18 protein-coding genes and 1 pseudogene are annotated in these 18,400 nt (G+C 44.0%); 11 read left to right on the top strand and 8 right to left on the bottom strand.

The features are described 5' to 3' along the window. Positions 1–210: 210 nt before the first annotated feature. Together ACUUJN_RS26410 and ACUUJN_RS26405 are read left to right on the top strand one after the other, a co-directional pair. The gene (locus ACUUJN_RS26410) at positions 211–1,710 is read left to right on the top strand and encodes a malate:quinone oxidoreductase (RefSeq protein WP_028540946.1); all 1,500 of its coding nucleotides are present in this window, start codon (positions 211–213) and stop codon (positions 1,708–1,710) included. Positions 1,711–1,942: 232 nt separating this feature from the next. Then, on the top strand, positions 1,943–2,119 hold the full coding sequence (locus tag ACUUJN_RS26405) for a Rossmann-fold NAD(P)-binding domain-containing protein (protein WP_023991078.1): 177 nt from the start codon (positions 1,943–1,945) through the stop codon (positions 2,117–2,119). Positions 2,120–2,129: 10 nt separating this feature from the next. Here the strand turns inward: ACUUJN_RS26405 and ACUUJN_RS26400 are convergent, their stop codons facing one another. Beyond that, on the bottom strand, positions 2,130–2,876 hold the full coding sequence (locus tag ACUUJN_RS26400) for an SDR family oxidoreductase (protein WP_034095129.1): 747 nt from the start codon (positions 2,874–2,876) through the stop codon (positions 2,130–2,132). A 185-nt stretch (positions 2,877–3,061) separates the two neighbouring features. Between ACUUJN_RS26400 and ACUUJN_RS26395 the strand changes: the two genes are divergently transcribed. Then, positions 3,062–3,985 carry an AraC family transcriptional regulator gene (locus ACUUJN_RS26395; protein WP_068939247.1) on the top strand — a complete coding sequence of 308 codons (924 nt, stop codon included), beginning with the start codon at positions 3,062–3,064 and terminating at the stop codon, positions 3,983–3,985. A 69-nt stretch (positions 3,986–4,054) separates the two neighbouring features. Here ACUUJN_RS26395 and nudK read toward each other — a convergent pair whose 3' ends face one another. Both nudK and ACUUJN_RS26385 read right to left on the bottom strand, forming a co-directional pair. After that, a complete protein-coding gene (gene nudK, locus ACUUJN_RS26390; protein WP_023991075.1) occupies positions 4,055–5,017 on the bottom strand; it encodes a GDP-mannose pyrophosphatase NudK in 963 nt (320 codons plus the stop codon). Between the two features lies 1 nt (position 5,018). Beyond that, complete coding sequence (locus tag ACUUJN_RS26385; RefSeq protein ID WP_023991074.1) at positions 5,019–6,203, bottom strand: MerR family transcriptional regulator; 1,185 nt, start codon at positions 6,201–6,203, stop codon at positions 5,019–5,021. 123 nt (positions 6,204–6,326) lie between these two features. Here ACUUJN_RS26385 and ACUUJN_RS26380 point away from each other — a divergent pair. After that, positions 6,327–6,675: pseudogene (locus ACUUJN_RS26380) on the top strand (histidine phosphatase family protein); the annotation flags it as partial. 92 nt (positions 6,676–6,767) lie between these two features. On the opposite strand, the gene ACUUJN_RS26375 reads toward ACUUJN_RS26380, so the two are convergent. Together ACUUJN_RS26375 and ACUUJN_RS26370 are read right to left on the bottom strand one after the other, a co-directional pair. Then, on the bottom strand, positions 6,768–7,835 hold the full coding sequence (locus ACUUJN_RS26375) for a DUF4367 domain-containing protein (RefSeq protein ID WP_069080566.1): 1,068 nt from the start codon (positions 7,833–7,835) through the stop codon (positions 6,768–6,770). After that, positions 7,796–8,386, bottom strand: coding sequence for an RNA polymerase sigma factor (locus ACUUJN_RS26370; RefSeq protein WP_068939242.1), 591 nt, complete (start codon positions 8,384–8,386; stop codon positions 7,796–7,798). The genes ACUUJN_RS26375 and ACUUJN_RS26370 overlap by 40 nt, the downstream gene beginning before the upstream one ends. A gap of 253 nt (positions 8,387–8,639) precedes the next feature. Here ACUUJN_RS26370 and ACUUJN_RS26365 point away from each other — a divergent pair, with 253 nt between their 5' ends. Continuing rightward, on the top strand, positions 8,640–9,152 hold the full coding sequence (locus tag ACUUJN_RS26365; protein ID WP_028540941.1) for a HEAT repeat domain-containing protein: 513 nt from the start codon (positions 8,640–8,642) through the stop codon (positions 9,150–9,152). A gap of 63 nt (positions 9,153–9,215) precedes the next feature. Here the strand turns inward: ACUUJN_RS26365 and ACUUJN_RS26360 are convergent, their stop codons facing one another. The 3 genes from ACUUJN_RS26360 to ACUUJN_RS26350 form a co-directional block, all read right to left on the bottom strand. Further along, positions 9,216–10,661 (bottom strand): DEAD/DEAH box helicase, encoded by a 1,446-nt coding sequence (locus ACUUJN_RS26360; protein ID WP_023991069.1) that lies wholly within the window; start codon positions 10,659–10,661, stop codon positions 9,216–9,218. 403 nt (positions 10,662–11,064) lie between these two features. After that, complete coding sequence (locus tag ACUUJN_RS26355) at positions 11,065–11,511, bottom strand: GNAT family N-acetyltransferase (protein WP_025722810.1); 447 nt, start codon at positions 11,509–11,511, stop codon at positions 11,065–11,067. 226 nt (positions 11,512–11,737) lie between these two features. Further along, complete coding sequence (locus ACUUJN_RS26350) at positions 11,738–12,316, bottom strand: TetR/AcrR family transcriptional regulator (protein ID WP_069080565.1); 579 nt, start codon at positions 12,314–12,316, stop codon at positions 11,738–11,740. Between the two features lie 318 nt (positions 12,317–12,634). On the opposite strand from ACUUJN_RS26350, the gene ACUUJN_RS26345 reads away from it, so the two are divergent. The 6 genes from ACUUJN_RS26345 (at position 12,635) to ACUUJN_RS26320 (ending at position 18,180) form a co-directional block, all read left to right on the top strand. Then, entirely contained in the window at positions 12,635–13,696 is a 1,062-nt protein-coding gene (locus ACUUJN_RS26345) for an LLM class flavin-dependent oxidoreductase (protein WP_075154985.1), read from the top strand. A gap of 23 nt (positions 13,697–13,719) precedes the next feature. Then, the gene (locus ACUUJN_RS26340; protein WP_075154984.1) at positions 13,720–14,658 is read left to right on the top strand and encodes an alpha/beta hydrolase; all 939 of its coding nucleotides are present in this window, start codon (positions 13,720–13,722) and stop codon (positions 14,656–14,658) included. 323 nt (positions 14,659–14,981) lie between these two features. Further along, positions 14,982–15,938, top strand: coding sequence for an endo-1,4-beta-xylanase (locus ACUUJN_RS26335; RefSeq protein WP_069080562.1), 957 nt, complete (start codon positions 14,982–14,984; stop codon positions 15,936–15,938). Positions 15,939–16,178: 240 nt separating this feature from the next. Then, positions 16,179–16,730, top strand: a complete 552-nt coding sequence (locus tag ACUUJN_RS26330) for a TetR/AcrR family transcriptional regulator (protein WP_023991063.1) — start codon at positions 16,179–16,181, stop codon at positions 16,728–16,730. Then, positions 16,730–17,101, top strand: coding sequence for a DMT family transporter (locus ACUUJN_RS26325; protein ID WP_053326462.1), 372 nt, complete (start codon positions 16,730–16,732; stop codon positions 17,099–17,101). Before ACUUJN_RS26330 ends, ACUUJN_RS26325 begins: the two co-directional genes overlap by 1 nt. Before the next feature lie 245 nt (positions 17,102–17,346). After that, the gene (locus tag ACUUJN_RS26320) at positions 17,347–18,180 is read left to right on the top strand and encodes a class I SAM-dependent methyltransferase (RefSeq protein ID WP_484669109.1); all 834 of its coding nucleotides are present in this window, start codon (positions 17,347–17,349) and stop codon (positions 18,178–18,180) included. Positions 18,181–18,400 lie beyond the last annotated feature (220 nt).

Genomic DNA, 18,400 nt, shown 5'->3' with positions numbered 1-18,400 from the left:
ATTCTTATTATTTCTGCAAAGAAAATTCTCACTTTTTAGCAGAAATGATTTATAATTATCAGATAATAGACAATATAATTTTTAAAAGATTATATTTTAGTTATAATAGAGACAGAAAAGATATGTTCCTGAGTGGAGCCTTGCTTCTTGTATCATCTAAGCAGGAGGGCCTGCTCTTTTTTGCAAATATAAGAGATAAGGAAGGTTTTTATGAATAGCATTCAGAAAAAAACAGACATTATCTTAATTGGTGCCGGAGTCATGAGCGCGACTCTGGGATCATTGCTGAAAGAGTTAGCACCGGAGTGGGAAATTCAAGTGTTTGAGAAACTCGCAAACGCGGGAGAAGAAAGCTCTAACGAATGGAATAATGCAGGTACAGGCCATGCTGCACTGTGCGAACTGAACTATACATCCGAGAAAGCTGATGGATCTATAGATATTCGTAAAGCTGTAGACATTAATGAGCAGTTTCAGCTTTCAAGACAGTTTTGGTCTTTTCTTGTAAACAGCAATTTGATTCGTAATCCACAGGACTTTATCAAACCAATACCTCATATGAGTTTGGTAACAGGAGAGAAAAATGTATCTTTTTTGAAAAAAAGGTTTAAAGCGCTTTCAACTATTTCTCTGTTTCAAGGCATGGAATTTTCCGACGACCCTGAAAAGCTGAAGGAATGGATTCCGTTGATTATGGAAGGCCGTACATTGAATGAACCAATCGCGGCAACCAAAATCGACTCTGGAACAGATGTCAACTTTGGTGCTTTAACACGCATGTTGTTTGAGCATTTAAAAAGTAAAAACGTCGAGATCAATTACAAACATAGTGTTAAGGATATTAAACGTGCGAGCGACGGCTCGTGGAAAGTCAAAGTCCATAATCTGGACAACGGTAAAATCGAATACCATAATGCCAAATTTGTCTTTATCGGTGGTGGGGGTGGAAGTCTACCTTTGCTACAACGAACTGGTATTCCTGAGTCCAAATATATCGGGGGATTCCCGGTAAGTGGACTATTTATGGTATGTAACAATCCTAAGATTGTCGCCCAGCATCATGCAAAAGTATACGGTAAAGCTAAGGTTGGTGCTCCTCCCATGTCTGTTCCGCATCTGGATACAAGATACATCGGTAACCAAAAAGCACTGCTATTTGGGCCGTTTGCTGGCTTCTCACCGAAGTTCTTGAAAACGGGCTCAAATTTGGATTTGATCGGTTCTGTAAAACCCAATAATCTCATCACGATGTTGGCCGCAGGCGCAAAAGAGATGGCATTGACCAAATATCTGATCCAGCAAGTAATGTTATCGAATGAAAAGCGTCTGGAAGAATTACGCGAGTTTATTCCGAACGCCAAAATCGAGGACTGGGGGATTGTGGTAGCGGGTCAACGTGTGCAGGTGATCAAAGATACGGAGGGCGGTAAAGGAACACTTCAATTTGGTACGGAGGTGGTTAGTGCCGCTGATGGTTCGGTAGCTGCACTGCTCGGCGCTTCTCCGGGTGCTTCTACTGCTGTTCACGTTATGCTGGAAGTATTGGAAAAATGCTTCCCACAACATATGGAAGAGTGGGAACCAAAAATAAAAGAGATGATTCCTTCTTATGGGGTGTCACTAGCGGAAAACCCAGAGCTTTACCAAGAAATTTACGATTCCACAACGGAGGTGCTGGGACTGGGCGAAAAAGAACCGCTTCATCGTTAATTTTTGCATGGCTGGTAACTGGATCATCCCACTACTCTTTAATAAAATGTGCAGTAATCTTACGATATATTTTAAAGTTGAATAAATAACAACACCAAGCGGTGGGAAGGAATTCCCACCGCTAAAATGCTTGCTTAACAATACAAAATTTTGCAATCCTTCTGCATTTTCGGTGTCTGCTACAGTGATCACAGTAATTATGTAGAGCGCTATAGGCTCTATTCAGTTCCAGTTGTCCAATAAACTGGTGCAGCGGATTGCTACCCCGGCTTGGTTAAAACGGATGGGCGGAGAAAAGACAGAGCTGTCGGTGGAGGATGTAGCGAAAATGGCGGTCCGACTGGCGACCCTGCCGGAGGGTGGTCCAACAGGCGGATTTAATTACATGGATGATCAGCTTCCAGGGTAAAGCACTTATGTTACATTTGTGCGGTTGGGCGGATCACGATTTCGTTCACATCAATATCATCCGGTTGTTCAATTGCGAATCCAATTGCGCGGGCTACCGCGTCCGGTGTCATGGCTAGTTTATCCCGGATGGCAGCGAGTTGATCTCTCAATGCGGGATTGGTCATACCCTCCGTGAAATTCGTCTGCACAATACCAGGCGAAATGATGGTCACGCGCAGCTTGTCACCAGCCTCCTGGCGCAACCCCTCTGAGATGGCGCGCACAGCGAACTTCGTACCGGAGTAGACCGACTGGTTCGGCACAGTCTTATGTCCTGCTACAGAAGCGATGTTCACGAAGTGTCCGGAACCCTGCTTATGAAAGATAGGCAACGCTGCGGCTATACCGTACAAAACGCCTTTAATGTTGACGTCAATCATGTCCTCCCAGTCCTCGACACACAGATCTTCGAGAGGGGAAATGGGCATAACGCCAGCGTTGCTGACGAGAACATCCAGCTTCCCGTACCGTTCGCAAGCCAAATTAACGAGGTTGCACAGATCCTCGCGCCGTCTCACGTCAGTGCGTGCATAAACAGCTTCGCCACCTCCATTTGAAATGCGTGTCGCCAGCGCTTCAAGGCGATCCGCTCCGCGCGCTCCAAGCACGACTTTTGCCCCACGCTCGGCAAGCAACAGTGCTGTTGCTTCTCCAATTCCGCTGCTTGCACCTGTAATCACGACGACTTTGTTCTCTATTCTTCCTTCCAAATGCATAGCCCAATCCCTCTTCCTCTAATCTATTTGCCTTAGGCCCTTTGTTGGCCTTGCAAGTAAATTTTAAGTAGAATTCGATTGAGACAGGTAGACCGATCAAGTCCAATTCTTGCCTAATCCTATTCGGCGTGCATATAATTAGCACATCAATATTAGCGTTCAACGGAAAGGACGGTGAAGCATGAATGATTTCGTCTCCTCCCCCCTCTGATATTTCTACGAATCTACAAGAACTGATTCATTTAATTCATCAACATGCGTCTTCGGATGGTACGTTTGTCTCGTCTGTGCCAGGACTTTATTTCAGACGTGCAAGCGATGTGTCCGAGCTGAATCATACGGTCCATATGCCCTCCCTGTACGTGGTTGCACAAGGCTCAAAGACAGCAATGCTGGCTGGAGAAAACTATGTGTACGATCCAACAACTTACATGGTCACATCAGTTCAGCTTCCCGTAACTGGTAAAATAACTCAGGCCTCGTCGGAGCTCCCTTATCTAAGTCTTCAATTATCCATTAGTCCAGACGTCATTTTGGATATTATCAAGAAGAGTCCTCCTCAATGTAACGTAAAGACTGGACGCGGCATACTGGTGAGCCAATTTGATCCTCTGCTGCTTGATGCGCTGCTTCGGCTTGTCAGACTTTCGGATACGCCTGCGGATATTCAGTTTCTTGCGCCGCTTATCACGCACGAGATCCTTTATCGTGTATTACAAGGTGAGCAGGGGGCTTTAATCAGGCAATTTGCCGTAGTTGGTAGCTATGCACATAGCATCTCCAAAGCGATCCATCTGATAACCCGCGATTACTCTAAGCCTCTTGTGATTGAAGAATTGGCGAAGGAAGTAAATATGAGCCCTTCTTCCTTACACAAGCATTTTAAAAAGGTAACGGCTATAAGTCCTCTGCAGTATCAGAAGGCCATTCGACTGCAGACTGCACGCCGCTTGCTGCTCTCGGAGGGAGTGGAAGCCGCCAATGCAGGCTTTCGCGTTGGCTATGAGAGCCCTTCGCAGTTCAGCCGGGAATATGGACGCATGTTTGGGCGTCCACCGATGAGTGATGTTAAACATTTGCGCAATTCCCTTAGTGTCTCAGTTGATTGAGAGATTCTTCGGGTGATCCGTGGAGGAGGCCCAGAGCAAGTTGTCTTTGGTCTGGTCAAAGAGGATATATCACACCAACGGAAGTTCGTCGAGCCGTTCGTAAATCAACAATCCTTTCTCTTTCGCCACCCTTACCATTTCATCGGCACCCTGAGAAGGTCCTCCAACTCGAAGCACGGCGTTACAGCAATCAAGCAGGCGAATGGAAGACGGATGAAAGATTCTGTTAAAAGTCTCGTCTCCCAAAGCAGTGGAACCAGCTGTCGCGATAAGGGGCAAAGCATACCACTCCCCCAGCACCGGCATATGACCAGCCTCGTAAACTTGAAGAGCAATTTCATTCATGTAGTTGACGTTCTTCTCAATTAATACATGATCATCATTCGTTCCAGATCGATACGGGCCTGCGATAAGGATATGAAGCGGTTTCGATTTCACTTTTAAGAGACCCTTGATCTGAGCGTATTGGAGCAGCATTATTGTCTTGGCGTCACGAATCTCGCCGCTTTCGACCATGTTTAGCACTTGAGCAAACGGAAGTTCCATTACTTCAATGTTTTCCTGCTCCTCCTCAAGGCCACCACCGTCCCCCGTTGTCATATCTTCACTATACTCGGCTACATAGAAGTGCAGGATTTCGGTTACGGAGCCCGGTGACATATAGGCCTCGCCAACTTTCTGCACACGGTCGATACGGTATCCCGTCTCCTCCTCCGTCTCCCGAAGAATACCTTCTTCCGGTGTTTCTTTATCGAGTAGTCCTGCACAGGTTTCGATAAGCATCCCAGTTTCATTGCCGTTCCGATAAGTAGGCATCCGGAACTGTCTGGTCAGTACAACGGTTTGTTTGTGCTGATTATAGAGCAGGATCGTTGCGCCGTTGCCGCGATCGTACACTTCACGGGATTGTGTCTCCCATTGTCCATTATTTTTTTCAAACTCGAATGTGACCTTATTTAAGATGTACCAGTTATCCGATAGAAGCTCCTCTTTTACAATCCGTACTCTTGGGTGATACTGTTGTGACTTCATCTCATTTCCTCCCTAGAAAGATTCCGTTCTCTTTAGTCATTTCGAGAGTTCCGTTCTGCTGCAGAAGCCGATTGACGTGGTCTCGAAACTTGTCAATAGCCGCTCCGACAAGTCGCTCTCTTGCGTTCATCGGAGTCGAGATTATATATTCGATCAGGGGTTCCGCTTCGTCGACCAACAAACAGTCCTCGTATCGAAGCAACCGAAGATCGGAAAAGCAAGAAGACAGCAAGTCCCCTCCGTTATCCAGGTGGAACCGTTTAATAGCATGATCCAACACATGAAGCTCAGGATCGAACGAAACCGCCAAGTGTTCGACCTCTTGTAGGTGTTGAGTGCTCATTGTAGAGGTGCATACTATACCTCCTTGCTTTAAGATACGGTGCATCTCGCGGATTGCTCTAGGGATGTCCGGCACGTGGTACAGCATGTTGTTAGCGATAACCATATCGAATTGCTCTTCATGGAATGGGATCTGTTGCGCGTCAACAGATAAAAACTTAAACTGCGGATTGTTGCTTCCCAAGCGACAACGTGCTTCTTCCACCATCCCGCTTGACATATCGGTAAGCGTGATACGCCAGCTGCTTGGAATTCGTTCGGCGTTTCTTATCCAAAAGGTCCCGTCGCCGCAGCCCAACTCGAGAATGTGGGCTCCCGGTTGGACCTCCAGTTGTTCAAAGATCCAACGATGCCAGCCTTGGGGATTTGTACTGTACTTGTCGTAAAGATGTATCCGCGTTTGCAGGCGGTTCGCCGTCCGATATTGCTCCCCCCAATTTTGCTCACTCTGCACGGTTTGAATAACATCCGCCAAATGGTTCCAATCGGAGCCATAAGCCGACATTTCCATAGCATCTCGTATTGCATGTACTACGTGCTCTGTATGAGCAATTTTCTTTTGTAAAACATCGAGTTGTGCTTGCAACGAGTGTCTGATCTCTCCGTTGGATGGCGACTCTGCATCTAAAATGTCCATTATTGTTTGAAGCGATAACCCTAGATACTTCAACATCTGAATTCGCTGTAGTCTTTCCATATCTTTCATGTTGTACAGTCTTATGGATCCAGTGCGATGACCTCCTGGACTCAGAAGTCCAATTTGGTCGTAATATCGCAATGTCCTGACCGTTATCCCTGTACGTTTGGCAAGCTGTCCTGTCGTCAGATAGTTCTCTTTGTCCATCCATTGCTCACATCCAATTGATTGCTCTAGCATGTCGTTCTCAGTCAGTATAGCAAATGACGTAACGTCACCTTCAAGAAAAATTTATGCAATAAGAAACAAGAGAAAACCACCCTAGCAAAAGGTAAAGAAAGAATTTTTTCTAGTGAAGATAACCGAATCCCCGATGATGAATTATTCCCTTTGTTAGATAAGTCATTTTCTGATCCCAACTTTGCTTTAACGGGAGGAGAGTCTAATGCAGTTTGTCAGAACCGAAGTATAACAGTCTTAAAGGAATTGCTAAAAATCTACCGAGGACAGAAAGTCGCATTAGGCACTCATGGAGCTGTAATGACTTTAATGATGGAGTATTATGACAAGCAGTATGATTTGAATTTTTTACTACACATCATCCAAACCAGACGTATACAGAATGGAATTCAATGATCAGGAATTAGTTGAGGTAAAAAGATTGTGGAACATGCCGTAATAGTTTGTGAGGAAAAGGTATAAGGACTATTCTTCAAAGAGAGACCACCCTTAAAAAAGGGATGGTCTCTCTTTGAAATTTTTCTTTTATAGCTATTGCGGTGAACCGTTAAGCAAATCTTCAGCTATTTTTACCAGGTCTTCTTTGCTCAGCGGGCTGTCCTGGTTATCAGATATGTTGTAGTGTAACCGTCTTTTTTCATCGAGCCATCCCAGTCGATTTTTTCCTACCTCCAAGGGCTTGCTTGTTTCGCTTGCTCTGATGTAATAGGCCTTGGTTCCTTTAATCATCAGTTCCTCAGCCGAATCCTGTTCATTTTGCATCACGGTCGTCTTTGTGACTTCGGGAGCGTATTTGGTGACGGTGATGTTTACATAGTCATTTCCTCTCGCATACCGGGCGAGGGTGAAGTCTGACTTGTCCCAGATCAGCTTTTGAATAAACAGATTTTCACCTTTCGGTGCAGCTTTAGCCTGTTGCGTCAGTTTATCCGTTAAAGCCCGATATTCCTCTTTGTTCATCATCCCAGGATATGCAGCGACTGGGTAGACGTATCCGAAATCAAACCGGTAGCCATTCGGCAGATGAGTGGGACTATGCAACAGCGGAGCTTCTGTCCGCTTGATTTCATCCTGCAGACTGCTGAAGCTAGAAAGTTCAGTCGGCTTGTAGGCAAACAGGACGGGATTAGACGAATTTTGTTGATTCATAGAATCGTCCTTAACGTAATAGGCGGCATACTCTCCAGGCTGTAGACGGTCTGTCACCTCTTCGTTCCACTGTGTGTAGGTGGTTGTATACGTTTTGGAAGCGTCCGTTTCGGCAGGTGTTTTGGCGGTATTTAATACGACATCGCCTTTACTGTTACGGAATTCCAGATATTGCGAAGCGGCGTATCCAGTCACAGAGGCGCCCAATACAAAAAGCAAGATCATGATAGGAGCGGTGATGCGCGGCTGAAGACGCATTTTTACAATGAATCCCTTTTTGGGTTTCGCCTTTTGGTAGACCTGTTCCATCACTTTGTCAGAGACGTCAAAAGCTTGGATTTTTAGGACACTCTCTGGTTCTGTCAGCATGTCCATGTTTTTTAAGCCTCTATCTTTTAGATCGGTGTATTTCAGGCCTTGTTCCTGAGTTCTGTCTTGTAATTCACGCATTTTGGGTCCTCCTTTATGGGCTCCATCATTTTTTTGAGCTTTGTTTTTGTTCTGCCGTATTTTTTCTTGATCGCTTCCTCGCTTTTGTTCATAATTTCCCCGATTTCTCCAAACGATTTTTCTTCAAAAATGCGCAGCACCAACAGGTTTCGCTCCTCTGCATTCAGTTGGTCCAATGCCCGGCTCAGCGGTTCACTGAAAAGCTGACGTTCCATAACCTGCGCAGCACTGTCTGAAGTCATGTTAGTTGAGGTGAACAGGGTCATTTTAAATTTGCGCTGTAGTTTCTTCCTGCGAATCAGGTTTAGGCAGTGATGATAAGCCATTTTATACAGCCAGGAGGAGAAACCCACTGTGGGCCTGTACATACTAATTTTCTCGAAAGCACTAACGAAAATATCCTGTACAGCCTCTTCCGCTTCCTGCTCACTGCCTAATATCCGCCAGCAGTACACAAAAATCTGACGCTGATACTCCTTTACAATGTAGGCGTAATCCTGGATCTCGCCAGCTTGGACCCGTTTAATTCTATATTCGATTTCCTCATTCAAAGATTTAGGCACCCCCTCTGATTAAAAAGAAAACTATGTCTGTATAACAAATGAAGAGGACCGAAAGGGACACCTTTTCTAAAATTTTTTAAGTATTAATCAACTCTCTAAGAGAATACGATAAAGCAGAACAATTATCACCAACGTTGTTGATTTCATAGAGCTTGAATTTTTATTGTGGAAATAAATAGAATGATGAAATATACCTATCAAAAAAGTGGAAATAGATTGTAAAGAAAAAAGGAGATGGAAAATGGGGTTTTATGATAATAGAGAAAATGCTTTATTCCGCACTCTTCAAGAGCAAGTCATAACATTCAAACAATGGGGAGCTAGCATAGCTGAAAAACATGGAGAATGGGAAACGAATTATCTTTATTGGGATAAGCTTTATAATGCTGTTGAGGAAGTGTTAGAACATACTTCATTAGCTGAATGGCAGACAGAAGTTTATGAACTGATCTTATATACACTGGCAAGGGATAATGAAGTTGAGAATGTATTGCAGTTGTTAATTGTACAACCCAAAATATTTTTGTCTTTAGCCTACAGTGCAATTACATACTCTGATTACGAAGCCAGATGGCAAATAGCCTATGGATTAGGTGAAGTAAAAGGAATGAGGGATGAAGTAAATAGTCTTTTGTCTAAGCTCTCGAATGATGAGCACGAATATGTCAGAAGAAGGGCATTAATTGCATTGCAGAAAAAATGGAAAGATGAATTAAATGATCAAGAGATAAACTCGGCAATCCCGCCCGTATAGCTAACGAAAACCATCGGCTATGCTGGGCGGGATTGCCTCACCCTCTTTAATGCAGCGTATCTTCTACTTATTCCCTTTGCGTACCTTTAACAGCTTACCCTTTACGGTCGTATTCTTCATAATTTCAAGCACCAGTGGACCTTTACCATTCAGAATCTCAACATCTGTCGCATAATCCAGAATCGTAATGATTCCGATATCATCTGCGGTGACTCCGTCAAGCTTAGCGATGGTCCCCACGAAGTCGACAGCTCTGAGTTTTTTCTTCTTACCGCCGTTAAAGTTCAGCTTCATAATCTGTTGGTTTAATTGCTCGCGCTTATCTTTTTTGAGTGCGGTTTTTACATGCAGTTTCTGCTCAAAATCTTCTCTACGGAGATCAACAGCCTCTTCTGAGGGGGCCTTTACCTGCGGAATCGCGAATCCAATATATGCTTCAATATCAGCTAATCTTCTGCCATCCTTAGGAGTGATGAGGGAAATGGCTTTCCCCGTTTTGCCAGCACGTCCCGTACGTCCTGTGCGGTGAACATAGCTTTCCTTCTCAAGGGGAATATCGTAGTTAATGACATGGGTGATATTCGTGATATCAATCCCTCTGGCGGCGACATCTGTCGCAATCAAGTAACGGAATTGACCCCTTCTGAATGCATTCATTACCTCAAATCGCTCGTCTTGCTCCATGCCACCATGAATGCGATCACATGGATATTCGAGATCAGCCAATGCTCTGAATAATGTATCTACATTCTCCTGCGTACGACAGAAAATAATGCAGCTGTCAGGATTCTCAACAATGAGCAGATCTTGCAGTAGTGCCAGCTTGTCTGACTCCTTCACCTGAATAAGAGAGTGATCAATTGTGGCGGTCGTTATACCAGTCGCTTTAATCTCAATTCTAACAGGATCTTTCATATATTTACGTGACAGTGTGGCTACATCCTCAGGGAAGGTAGCGGAGAATAGCATTGTAACCCGGTCACTAGGCAGCGCTTGAATAATCGACTGGACTTGCTCGATAAAGCCCATATTCAGCATCTCGTCAGCTTCATCAATCACGAGGTAGGCAATCCGATCTAACGATAGCGTGCCTCGTTCGATATGGTCCAGTACACGTCCTGGCGTACCTACAGCCACATGCGTTCTTTGTTTTAACTCAGCTTTTTGGATATGAAAAGGATGTTTTCCATAAAGGGGTGTTGCTTTTATCCGCTTAAAGCGTCCAATATTCGTGATGTCTTCGGTGACCTGTAACGCGAGTTCACGGGTTGGCGTCAGGATTAAAGCTTGGGGCTTATTCTCATTCCAATCTACTAGCTCACAAATTGGAATACCATATGCTGCTGTTTTGCCGCTACCTGTTTGCGATTTGGCGACAAGATCCTTCTTCTCAAGCGCAACAGGAATAACTTCCGTTTGAATCTCTGTTGGCGTCTCATAGCCCAAGCTATTGAGCGCTCTTACAATTTCTTCACTTAATGCGTAATCTGTAAAATGCTTCTGACTCATTTTCAACCTCTTCTGCGCTGTATTTGAATACCAATACATATATAATGTCATCGTGTATCGAACTTATACTCATCTAGTATACTCTATATCCAGGCTTACTCTAATACATATCCATGTTACTGTTTGTCTAATCGTATCCTTGGAGCGTTTAACGAAGGGCTCGTCCATTTTCTTGTGTATGGCATCTGATGTGTTGGTCGACTGAGCTATTTCGCAATTTAACGACCAACAAACTTTACCCCATATGGATCTACGTTGAACAATTTCATGGAGAATTACTTATCTTCAATTGTATCGGCATTTCCATATCCGCATGCGTGAAAACATGTGTTACGAACAAAGGGCACCCAATCGGGTGCCCTTTGAACTGCCGTTAGCGCGGAAAACCGTATCAAAAGTATTGTTACGATGAAAAGTGAACCCAATTTCTCCCTTGGACAGCATCCATCTTTTTAAAGAAAATTTGAGCGCGTTTATTCTCAGTAGAAGTTATCCAGGTCATATGAGCATACCCATGATTTTGTGAGTACTTTTGACATTCTAAAAAAAGCTGTGATTCTACTTCTGTATCTCTAAATGGTTCCAATACAAATAGGTCGTTCATAACTGTGATTTTGTCTGCTTTCATCGTGCTAAAGGTAAAGAATAATGTAGCAAAGCCGATTAATTCTCCATTTTGTTCCGCCACAAATTGTATACCGTTTTGCTGCTCAAAAAGGGTTTGAATCAAATTATGAATTTTTTCGATAGGTGGCCTAGGGTTTTGATAAAAACCAACGATGTATTCATACATTAACTCGGTCAAACTGCTTAAATCATCAGGCTTAGCGTTTCTTATTAAAAATGACATTAGATGTACTCCCTTTTCATTAGTTTTGAATTAATATACATTATAAAGTATATATATGCAAAATTAAGATCAGTGAAAGAATCTTTTGAACTCATGCAAATGCGAAGAAGTATGTAATATGGGCGCGACAAAGGCTGCCGAGAAAATGTATCCAGCAGCCTTTGTTGCGCTGAGGGACATGTGCGTCGAGAATACACCCATTCGTTAAAATTGAATTCACTCCGAATTACTTAAGAAGTGTAAGTGTCACCTCTATCGTGTTATCAATAAATGATCGTTCTGGACGAGACTTTATCATTACGGTCAGTCCAATTAACGATACGACTAGCGCCTGTGATACAGCCTTCGCATCGACGATCTCAAGCTCACCTGATTGTATTCCTCGTTCAATGGTTTCTTGAAATATAACCGATAGGTACATTTGATGTTCCCTTGTAAGAATTTCGAACTTCTCATCATGAGGTGCAAGTTCAACCATTGTATTGATGCAAAAGCATCCTTTTCTAGGGTTTTCTGTATATTCCTCATCGACCACACCTTCAAAAAAAGCTCGAAATGCTTCTTTTACAGATGGTTTGCTTTGAAGCTTGGCTCGGATCAGAGAAGCACGGGACATCATGTATTTGCGCAGCGCAGCTTCGAACAATTCTTTTTTGCCTCCAAAAGTGGAGTATATACTAGGTCGTTGAATTTCCATTCTGGAAGTTAAATCACTCAGCGAGGTAGCTTCATATCCCTTCTCCCAAAATATTTGCATTGCTGCATCTAATACTTTATCTTCGTCAAATTCGCGGATTCGTCCCATAATCAATACCTCTCATTGCTCGTAATTTTATTCTTAACTCAATAACTCTGATTATAATTGTCAGGGTTTTTTTATTTGCGTACCAATTAGTATGTTATTATCTTATAATTAGCCCGTTATATTGTCAAATGCAGATTGGTTTATCGCACCAAGGAGATATCAGTATGAGGATAAAACAAAGTATTTTTACTATATTTATTGACAGTATTCTTTTTAATGAGTTATATTTACTGGGAAAAATATATTACCGATCGGTATGATATTTTATCGGTATTTAATTGCATACAAAGAAAGCTATTAGAATAGGAGAGATGGACCATGGAGATAGGTATTACTTCGTTTGTAGAAACAAAGCCTGACGTCCAGACAGGTGAAGTGATAAGTCACGCACAGAGATTGCGCGAAGTTGTTGAGGAAATTATCCTTGCTGATCAAGTGGGACTTGATGTGTTTGGGGTAGGTGAGCATCATCGGCAGGATTATTCGGCATCTTCACCAGCAATTGTGCTGTCAGCGGCTGCAGCGCAGACGAAACGGATTCGGCTGACCAGTGCAGTCACAGTGCTTTCTTCAGCTGATCCCGTTCGCGTTTTTCAGGATTTTGCTACGCTGGATGGTATTTCGAATGGACGTGCGGAGATTATGGCGGGCCGAGGTTCCTTTATTGAATCTTTTCCACTGTTTGGCTATGACTTGGAAGACTATGATGAGCTGTTTGAACAACATCTGGAATTGCTCCTTAAAATACGGGAGTCCGAAAAAGTAACCTGGAAGGGCGGACATCGGCCAGCGATTCACAATTTGGGTGTGTATCCACGGCCGGTTCAGAATCCTTTACCGATATGGGTTGGCAGCGGGGGCAGGCAGGATTCTGCTATCCGTGCAGGTCTGTTAGGACTGCCCTTGATGCTGGCGATCATTGGTGGAAATCCGATGAATTTTGCACCGCTTGTACAGCTTTATAAGAAGGCAGCAGCGCACGCTGGTCATGGCGAATCGCAGCTTAAGGTTGGATCGCACTCGATAGGATTTGTTGGAGAGAATAATGAACGAGCTGCAGATACATATTTCCCTTCTACGATGGCAGGTATGAATAGATTAGGCAGGGAGCGGGGCTGGGCGCATTATGATCGTTCCAGCTACGATGCCGCGCGCAGCTTTGAAGGTGCGCTGTATGTTGGCGATCCTGAGACTGTTGCCCAGAAGATCATTCACCTTCGCAAACATGTAGGTGTTACACGCTTTATGCTGTATGTTCCGTTAAGTACAATGCCGCATGCCGAGGTGATGAGAGCCATTGAGCTGCTGGGAACAGAGGTAGCACCCCGAGTTCGGAAGGAAATAGCCCAGTGGGAAGCGGAGACGGAAAAAAGATTATAAAAACCAACATAGGAGTGATATGCATGGATTTTGAAAATCGTTTGTACCCAGAATTTAGGTCGGTAATTGCACAATTTCCTGGATTTCAACTGGAAGAAAATTTAGAACTGAGCAGAAGCTATTTGTCGAGTTCTCCCATTGAGCAGTCGGAGCACGTACGCACGACAAGCCGGATGATTCCGAGCGTAGCAGGCGAGATATTAGTCAAAATCTACGAACCTGCCCAGCGAACTGACGTTAGGCTTCCGGCCATGCTGTGGATTCACGGGGGAGGCTATGTGATGGGGCATCCTGATATGGACGATGCTTTGTGCGAACGCTTCGTGCAGGCGGCCAAATGCGTCGTCGTATCGGTCGATTACCGACTTGCTCCCGAGCATCCCTACCCAGCTGCCATCGATGACTGTTATGCCGCTTTGATGTGGATGACCGACGAAGCTGAGCTGCTGGGCATCGACTTAGATCGAGTCGCAATTGCCGGAGCAAGTGGGGGCGGCGGTCTGACCGCAGCACTTGCTTTAATGGCCCGTGACAAAGGCGGGCCAGCCCTCATTTTCCAAATGCCGCTGTATCCGATGATCGATGACCGTAGTATTACGGCGTCAAGTCATGAGATTACGGCCGATAACGCACCATGGAACCGGAAGAACAACTTGGCGGCCTGGAACATGTACTTGGGGGATCGTACTGAAGACACCGAGGTGTCCCTATACGCTGTGCCGTCGAGAGCGGAATGCTTGGCTGGGCTACCGCCGACCTATACGTGCATTGGCCAGCTCGATCTGTTCCGAGATGAGACGATTGAATATGTGACACGCCTTGCCCAAGCTGGGGTAGACGTTGAATTCCATCTGTATCCCGGCACATTCCACAACTTTGAGGGGATGGTTCCGCAAGCAGAAGTGAGCCAACGTGCTAGCCAAAGTTATGTAGATGCAATTGCACGAGCCCTTAATTCTTAAACTATTAAATGGGCAGTCTCCAAAGTGATATGCTTCCAAAAAAGTAGACAGGTTAAATAATAAAACTTGCTACTGTAAGGGGAGCATATCACTTTTTGCAGTAATCTTTTTTGTCGTTTGATACGAGGCTAGATTTTAACCGAAACGATGTGTTAAAGGAGCATCAGGTGTTCAGTCGCCCCGCAATGATGTAAAGTTTTTCGGGTAAAATCTTTACTTTTACATGTAGCGGATAATAACCTTTCATTCTTATAATTGGAAATGTAAGCGATTTATTTAGAGGCGAGGATATTAAAAAACTATACGTATGAGGAGGAGATTGTATGTCGAAATTTAAAGTGGGCAAGTTGGTAAGCAGCTTGGCGTTGGCGGGTGTGTTGTTATCATCAGTTCTGATAAACCCGGCTAGTGCCAGTATGGCGAACGGTGGCAAATTCCTCGGGAATATCATTGCTGGAAGTGTCCCTGCAAGTTTCGGAACATACTGGAACCAGGTGACGCCAGAGAATTCGACCAAATGGGGGTCGGTTGAAGGCAGTCGTAACAACATGAACTGGTCGCAGGCGGATACCGCCTACAATTATGCCCGTAACAATGGCTTCCCGTTCAAGTTCCATACATTGGTATGGGGTGCTCAGGAGCCAGGTTGGATTAGCGGACTGTCGGCTGCTGATCAGAAGGCGGAAGTGACCCAGTGGATTAAAGCAGCAGGCCAACGCTATCCGAATGCGGAGTTTATAGATGTGGTGAATGAGCCCCTGCATCAGAAGCCATCCTTCCGCAATGCCATAGGAGGTGACGGATCGACCGGATGGGATTGGGTCATATGGTCATTCCAACAGGCAAGACAAGCCTTTCCAAATGCCAAGCTGATGATTAATGAATATGGAATTATCAACGATCCCTCGTTAACCGACCAATATGTCAATATTATTAATCAGCTCAAGAGCAGAGGCCTGATTGACGGTATTGGTATTCAATGCCACCAGTTTAGCATGGACACTGTCTCAGTTAACACGATGAACACTGTACTGAACAAGCTAGCGGCAACAGGATTGCCAATCTATGTGTCGGAACTGGATATAACTGGCGACGACAACACCCAGCTTGCCAGATACAAGGAGAAATTTCCGGTATTATGGAAGCATTCCGCGGTGAAGGGAGTTACGCTCTGGGGATACATCCAGGGGCAAACCTGGATATCGAATACACATCTGCTGAACTCAAATGGCACGGAACGTCCCGCACTCCAATGGCTGAGACAATATGTGCAGAGTTAAGCTATAGGTGGCACTTAAAACCCAACAGATGCGAAATTTTTCCGAATGTCTGGGCTGGGTAGATATTTATTTGACGAAGTCTTGGCTGAAATGTTATACGCCCAAGGCTTCTTTTTATTTAGCTTAAACCTAACGTATCAAAACCTAATCCAACTCAATTAGGCTTACATACCCAATCTATAACTTTAACCCACTTGAAATAAAACCGTCTGGACGGTATAGTAAAGAGGGGTGATCAATATGAATACAACTAAAAAAACATTAAAAAGAGAATTAATTCTTAAAGCGGCCTCCATGATTGTGCACGAAGAAGGAGTAGAGAAGTTAACGTTAGAAGCGGTGGCTAAGAAAGCGGGAATAAGTAAAGGAGGATTGCTTTACCATTTTCCGAATAAGGATGAATTGGTTTTGGGAATGGTTGAGCAACTATCGACCAGCTTTGTCTCCGAATTTAATGAGAGAGCAGAAAACGATATGCATTCCAAAGGAAGATGGACTCGCGCTTATATGAATACATCATTTTCTGGCGATCGGAATGCAAGTGACCTGTATACCGCTCTTTCAGCAGCACAGTTTACGAACCCTCAAATGCTAAAGTTACTTCAGGACGAGTATGAGAATATCCAAAACAAAATTGAAAACGACGAATTGGATCCCGTTCGTTCCACGATAGTCCGATTAGCTATAGACGGCTTGTGGTTTGCCGAAATGTTTGGGCTTGCTCCTCCTAATGAGGAAATGAGGCAAAAAATGATGGAAGAATTGAAGACATATATAAAGGAGAATGAATAATGGCTTATCTTTTCTTGGCAATCTCTATTGTTGGTGAACTTATTGGAACTTCAATGCTTAAAGCTTCAGAAGGTTTTACCAGATTGTATCCGACTCTATTCACAATTGTTGCGTTTGTGATCTCTTTCTTCTTTATCTCTCTATCCCTTAAGACGCTTCCTTTAAATATGACTTATGCCATCTGGTCAGGTGTAGGGGCAGTTGCTACAACGCTTATTTCAGTATTGATTTGGAAAGAAAAAATCAATACAGGAAGTATCGCAGGTATTGCTTTAATTGTTATTGGCGTGGTGGTACTGAACCTATTTGGTGCAGGACATGGTGAGGCAAAAGCTACAACAGAAGCAACGAGTTCAATCGTTCAAAAATGAGATAAAGATTTTCGGGCCGAGGATACAAGCACGCTTGAAGGCATAAGGGCATTCGTCGAGAAAGTTCTTGTGCCGCACGGCGTGAGGGTATGAATTTTTAGTCATGTAAATTTTTTTGATTGAATTACGGATATAATAAGTCTATAATATCTATTGTAGAGTGTTTCATATTTACCACCATACGGAAGCAAGGTGTAGATATTAGTAGACTTTAAAATCTAATTAGTAGAAGGGAAGTCTAATTAATGACCCAGTCTTTATTTGATCCCGAAGTATGGAAGGCTGCTTGGATAAACGATCCGGAAGCCGGTGTAAATCGAATGCTTAGAGCGGGAACGGTACCGGCTCATTCGTTTGATGATATGGCAAGGGCAAGAAGCTTCCACAAGCAGGCATTTAATGAAGAGGGAATAAAGAGAACAGCCAGAATTATGGGATGGCTAAGGACACAGGGAGTTACCATTAAAGACTCCTCTATCCTAGATATTGGTGCTGCCTCGGGTGTCTTCAGTATTCCTTTTGCAGAGGAAGGGGCAAATGTTACTGCCGTTGAGCCCTCAGGACCGTTGACAGCCTTAATGGAAGAGAGTATTAAGCCATCGATAAAGGAAAACATTAAAATCGTACGGGAACAATTTGAGGAGTTATCTATTGAGACGAACGGATGGCAAAACAAATTTGATCTGGTGTTTGCATCCATGTGTCCAGCCATTTTCGGTTGGGAAATGGTAGAGAAGGCGCTCGCCTGTGCCAGCCAGTTTTGTTACATCAGTACGAGTGCTGGGCCTAAGGAGCATAGTCTGATTCAGGAATTGCGCCCTGTAGTCGGAATAAAAGAGGACCTAGTACAAACTTCAGATATGGCATATATCATCCAACTATTAAATATATATGGCTACTCTTTTCAAACCCTGATTACTCGTGAAACCCAAACGGTAATGATGTCGGTGGACGAGGCGGTAAAACATACATTAGGCTGGTTCTCATTCTTCGGGATGCCAACAGATGAACAGTCGCTACAGAAAGCAGAAGCCTATTTAAGAGAGACGTACGTAGGGAAGAGAATCCCTGTTCAGTAAGGAGGACGCTTTGGTAAAGTTCTGGTCCGTATAAAGAATCAGCACATGTATTAATCGTTTTGTCATGTAGCTTCTATTTATTCCCCTTGCCCTTCAGAATCTCAACGTCTGTTACATAATATAGACACAAGAGCATTGTGGGGAAAATGTATTCAAAATAAGAGCCCTAATGAAGGGAAGAACCACTTCATTAGGGCTCTGGAGATTTACTACGGCTATG

Source organism: Paenibacillus sp. LRG-1 (assembly GCF_057220305.1).
The sequence above is the reverse complement of the archived record's forward strand: the minus strand, read 5'-3'. Positions and strand labels throughout refer to the sequence as shown.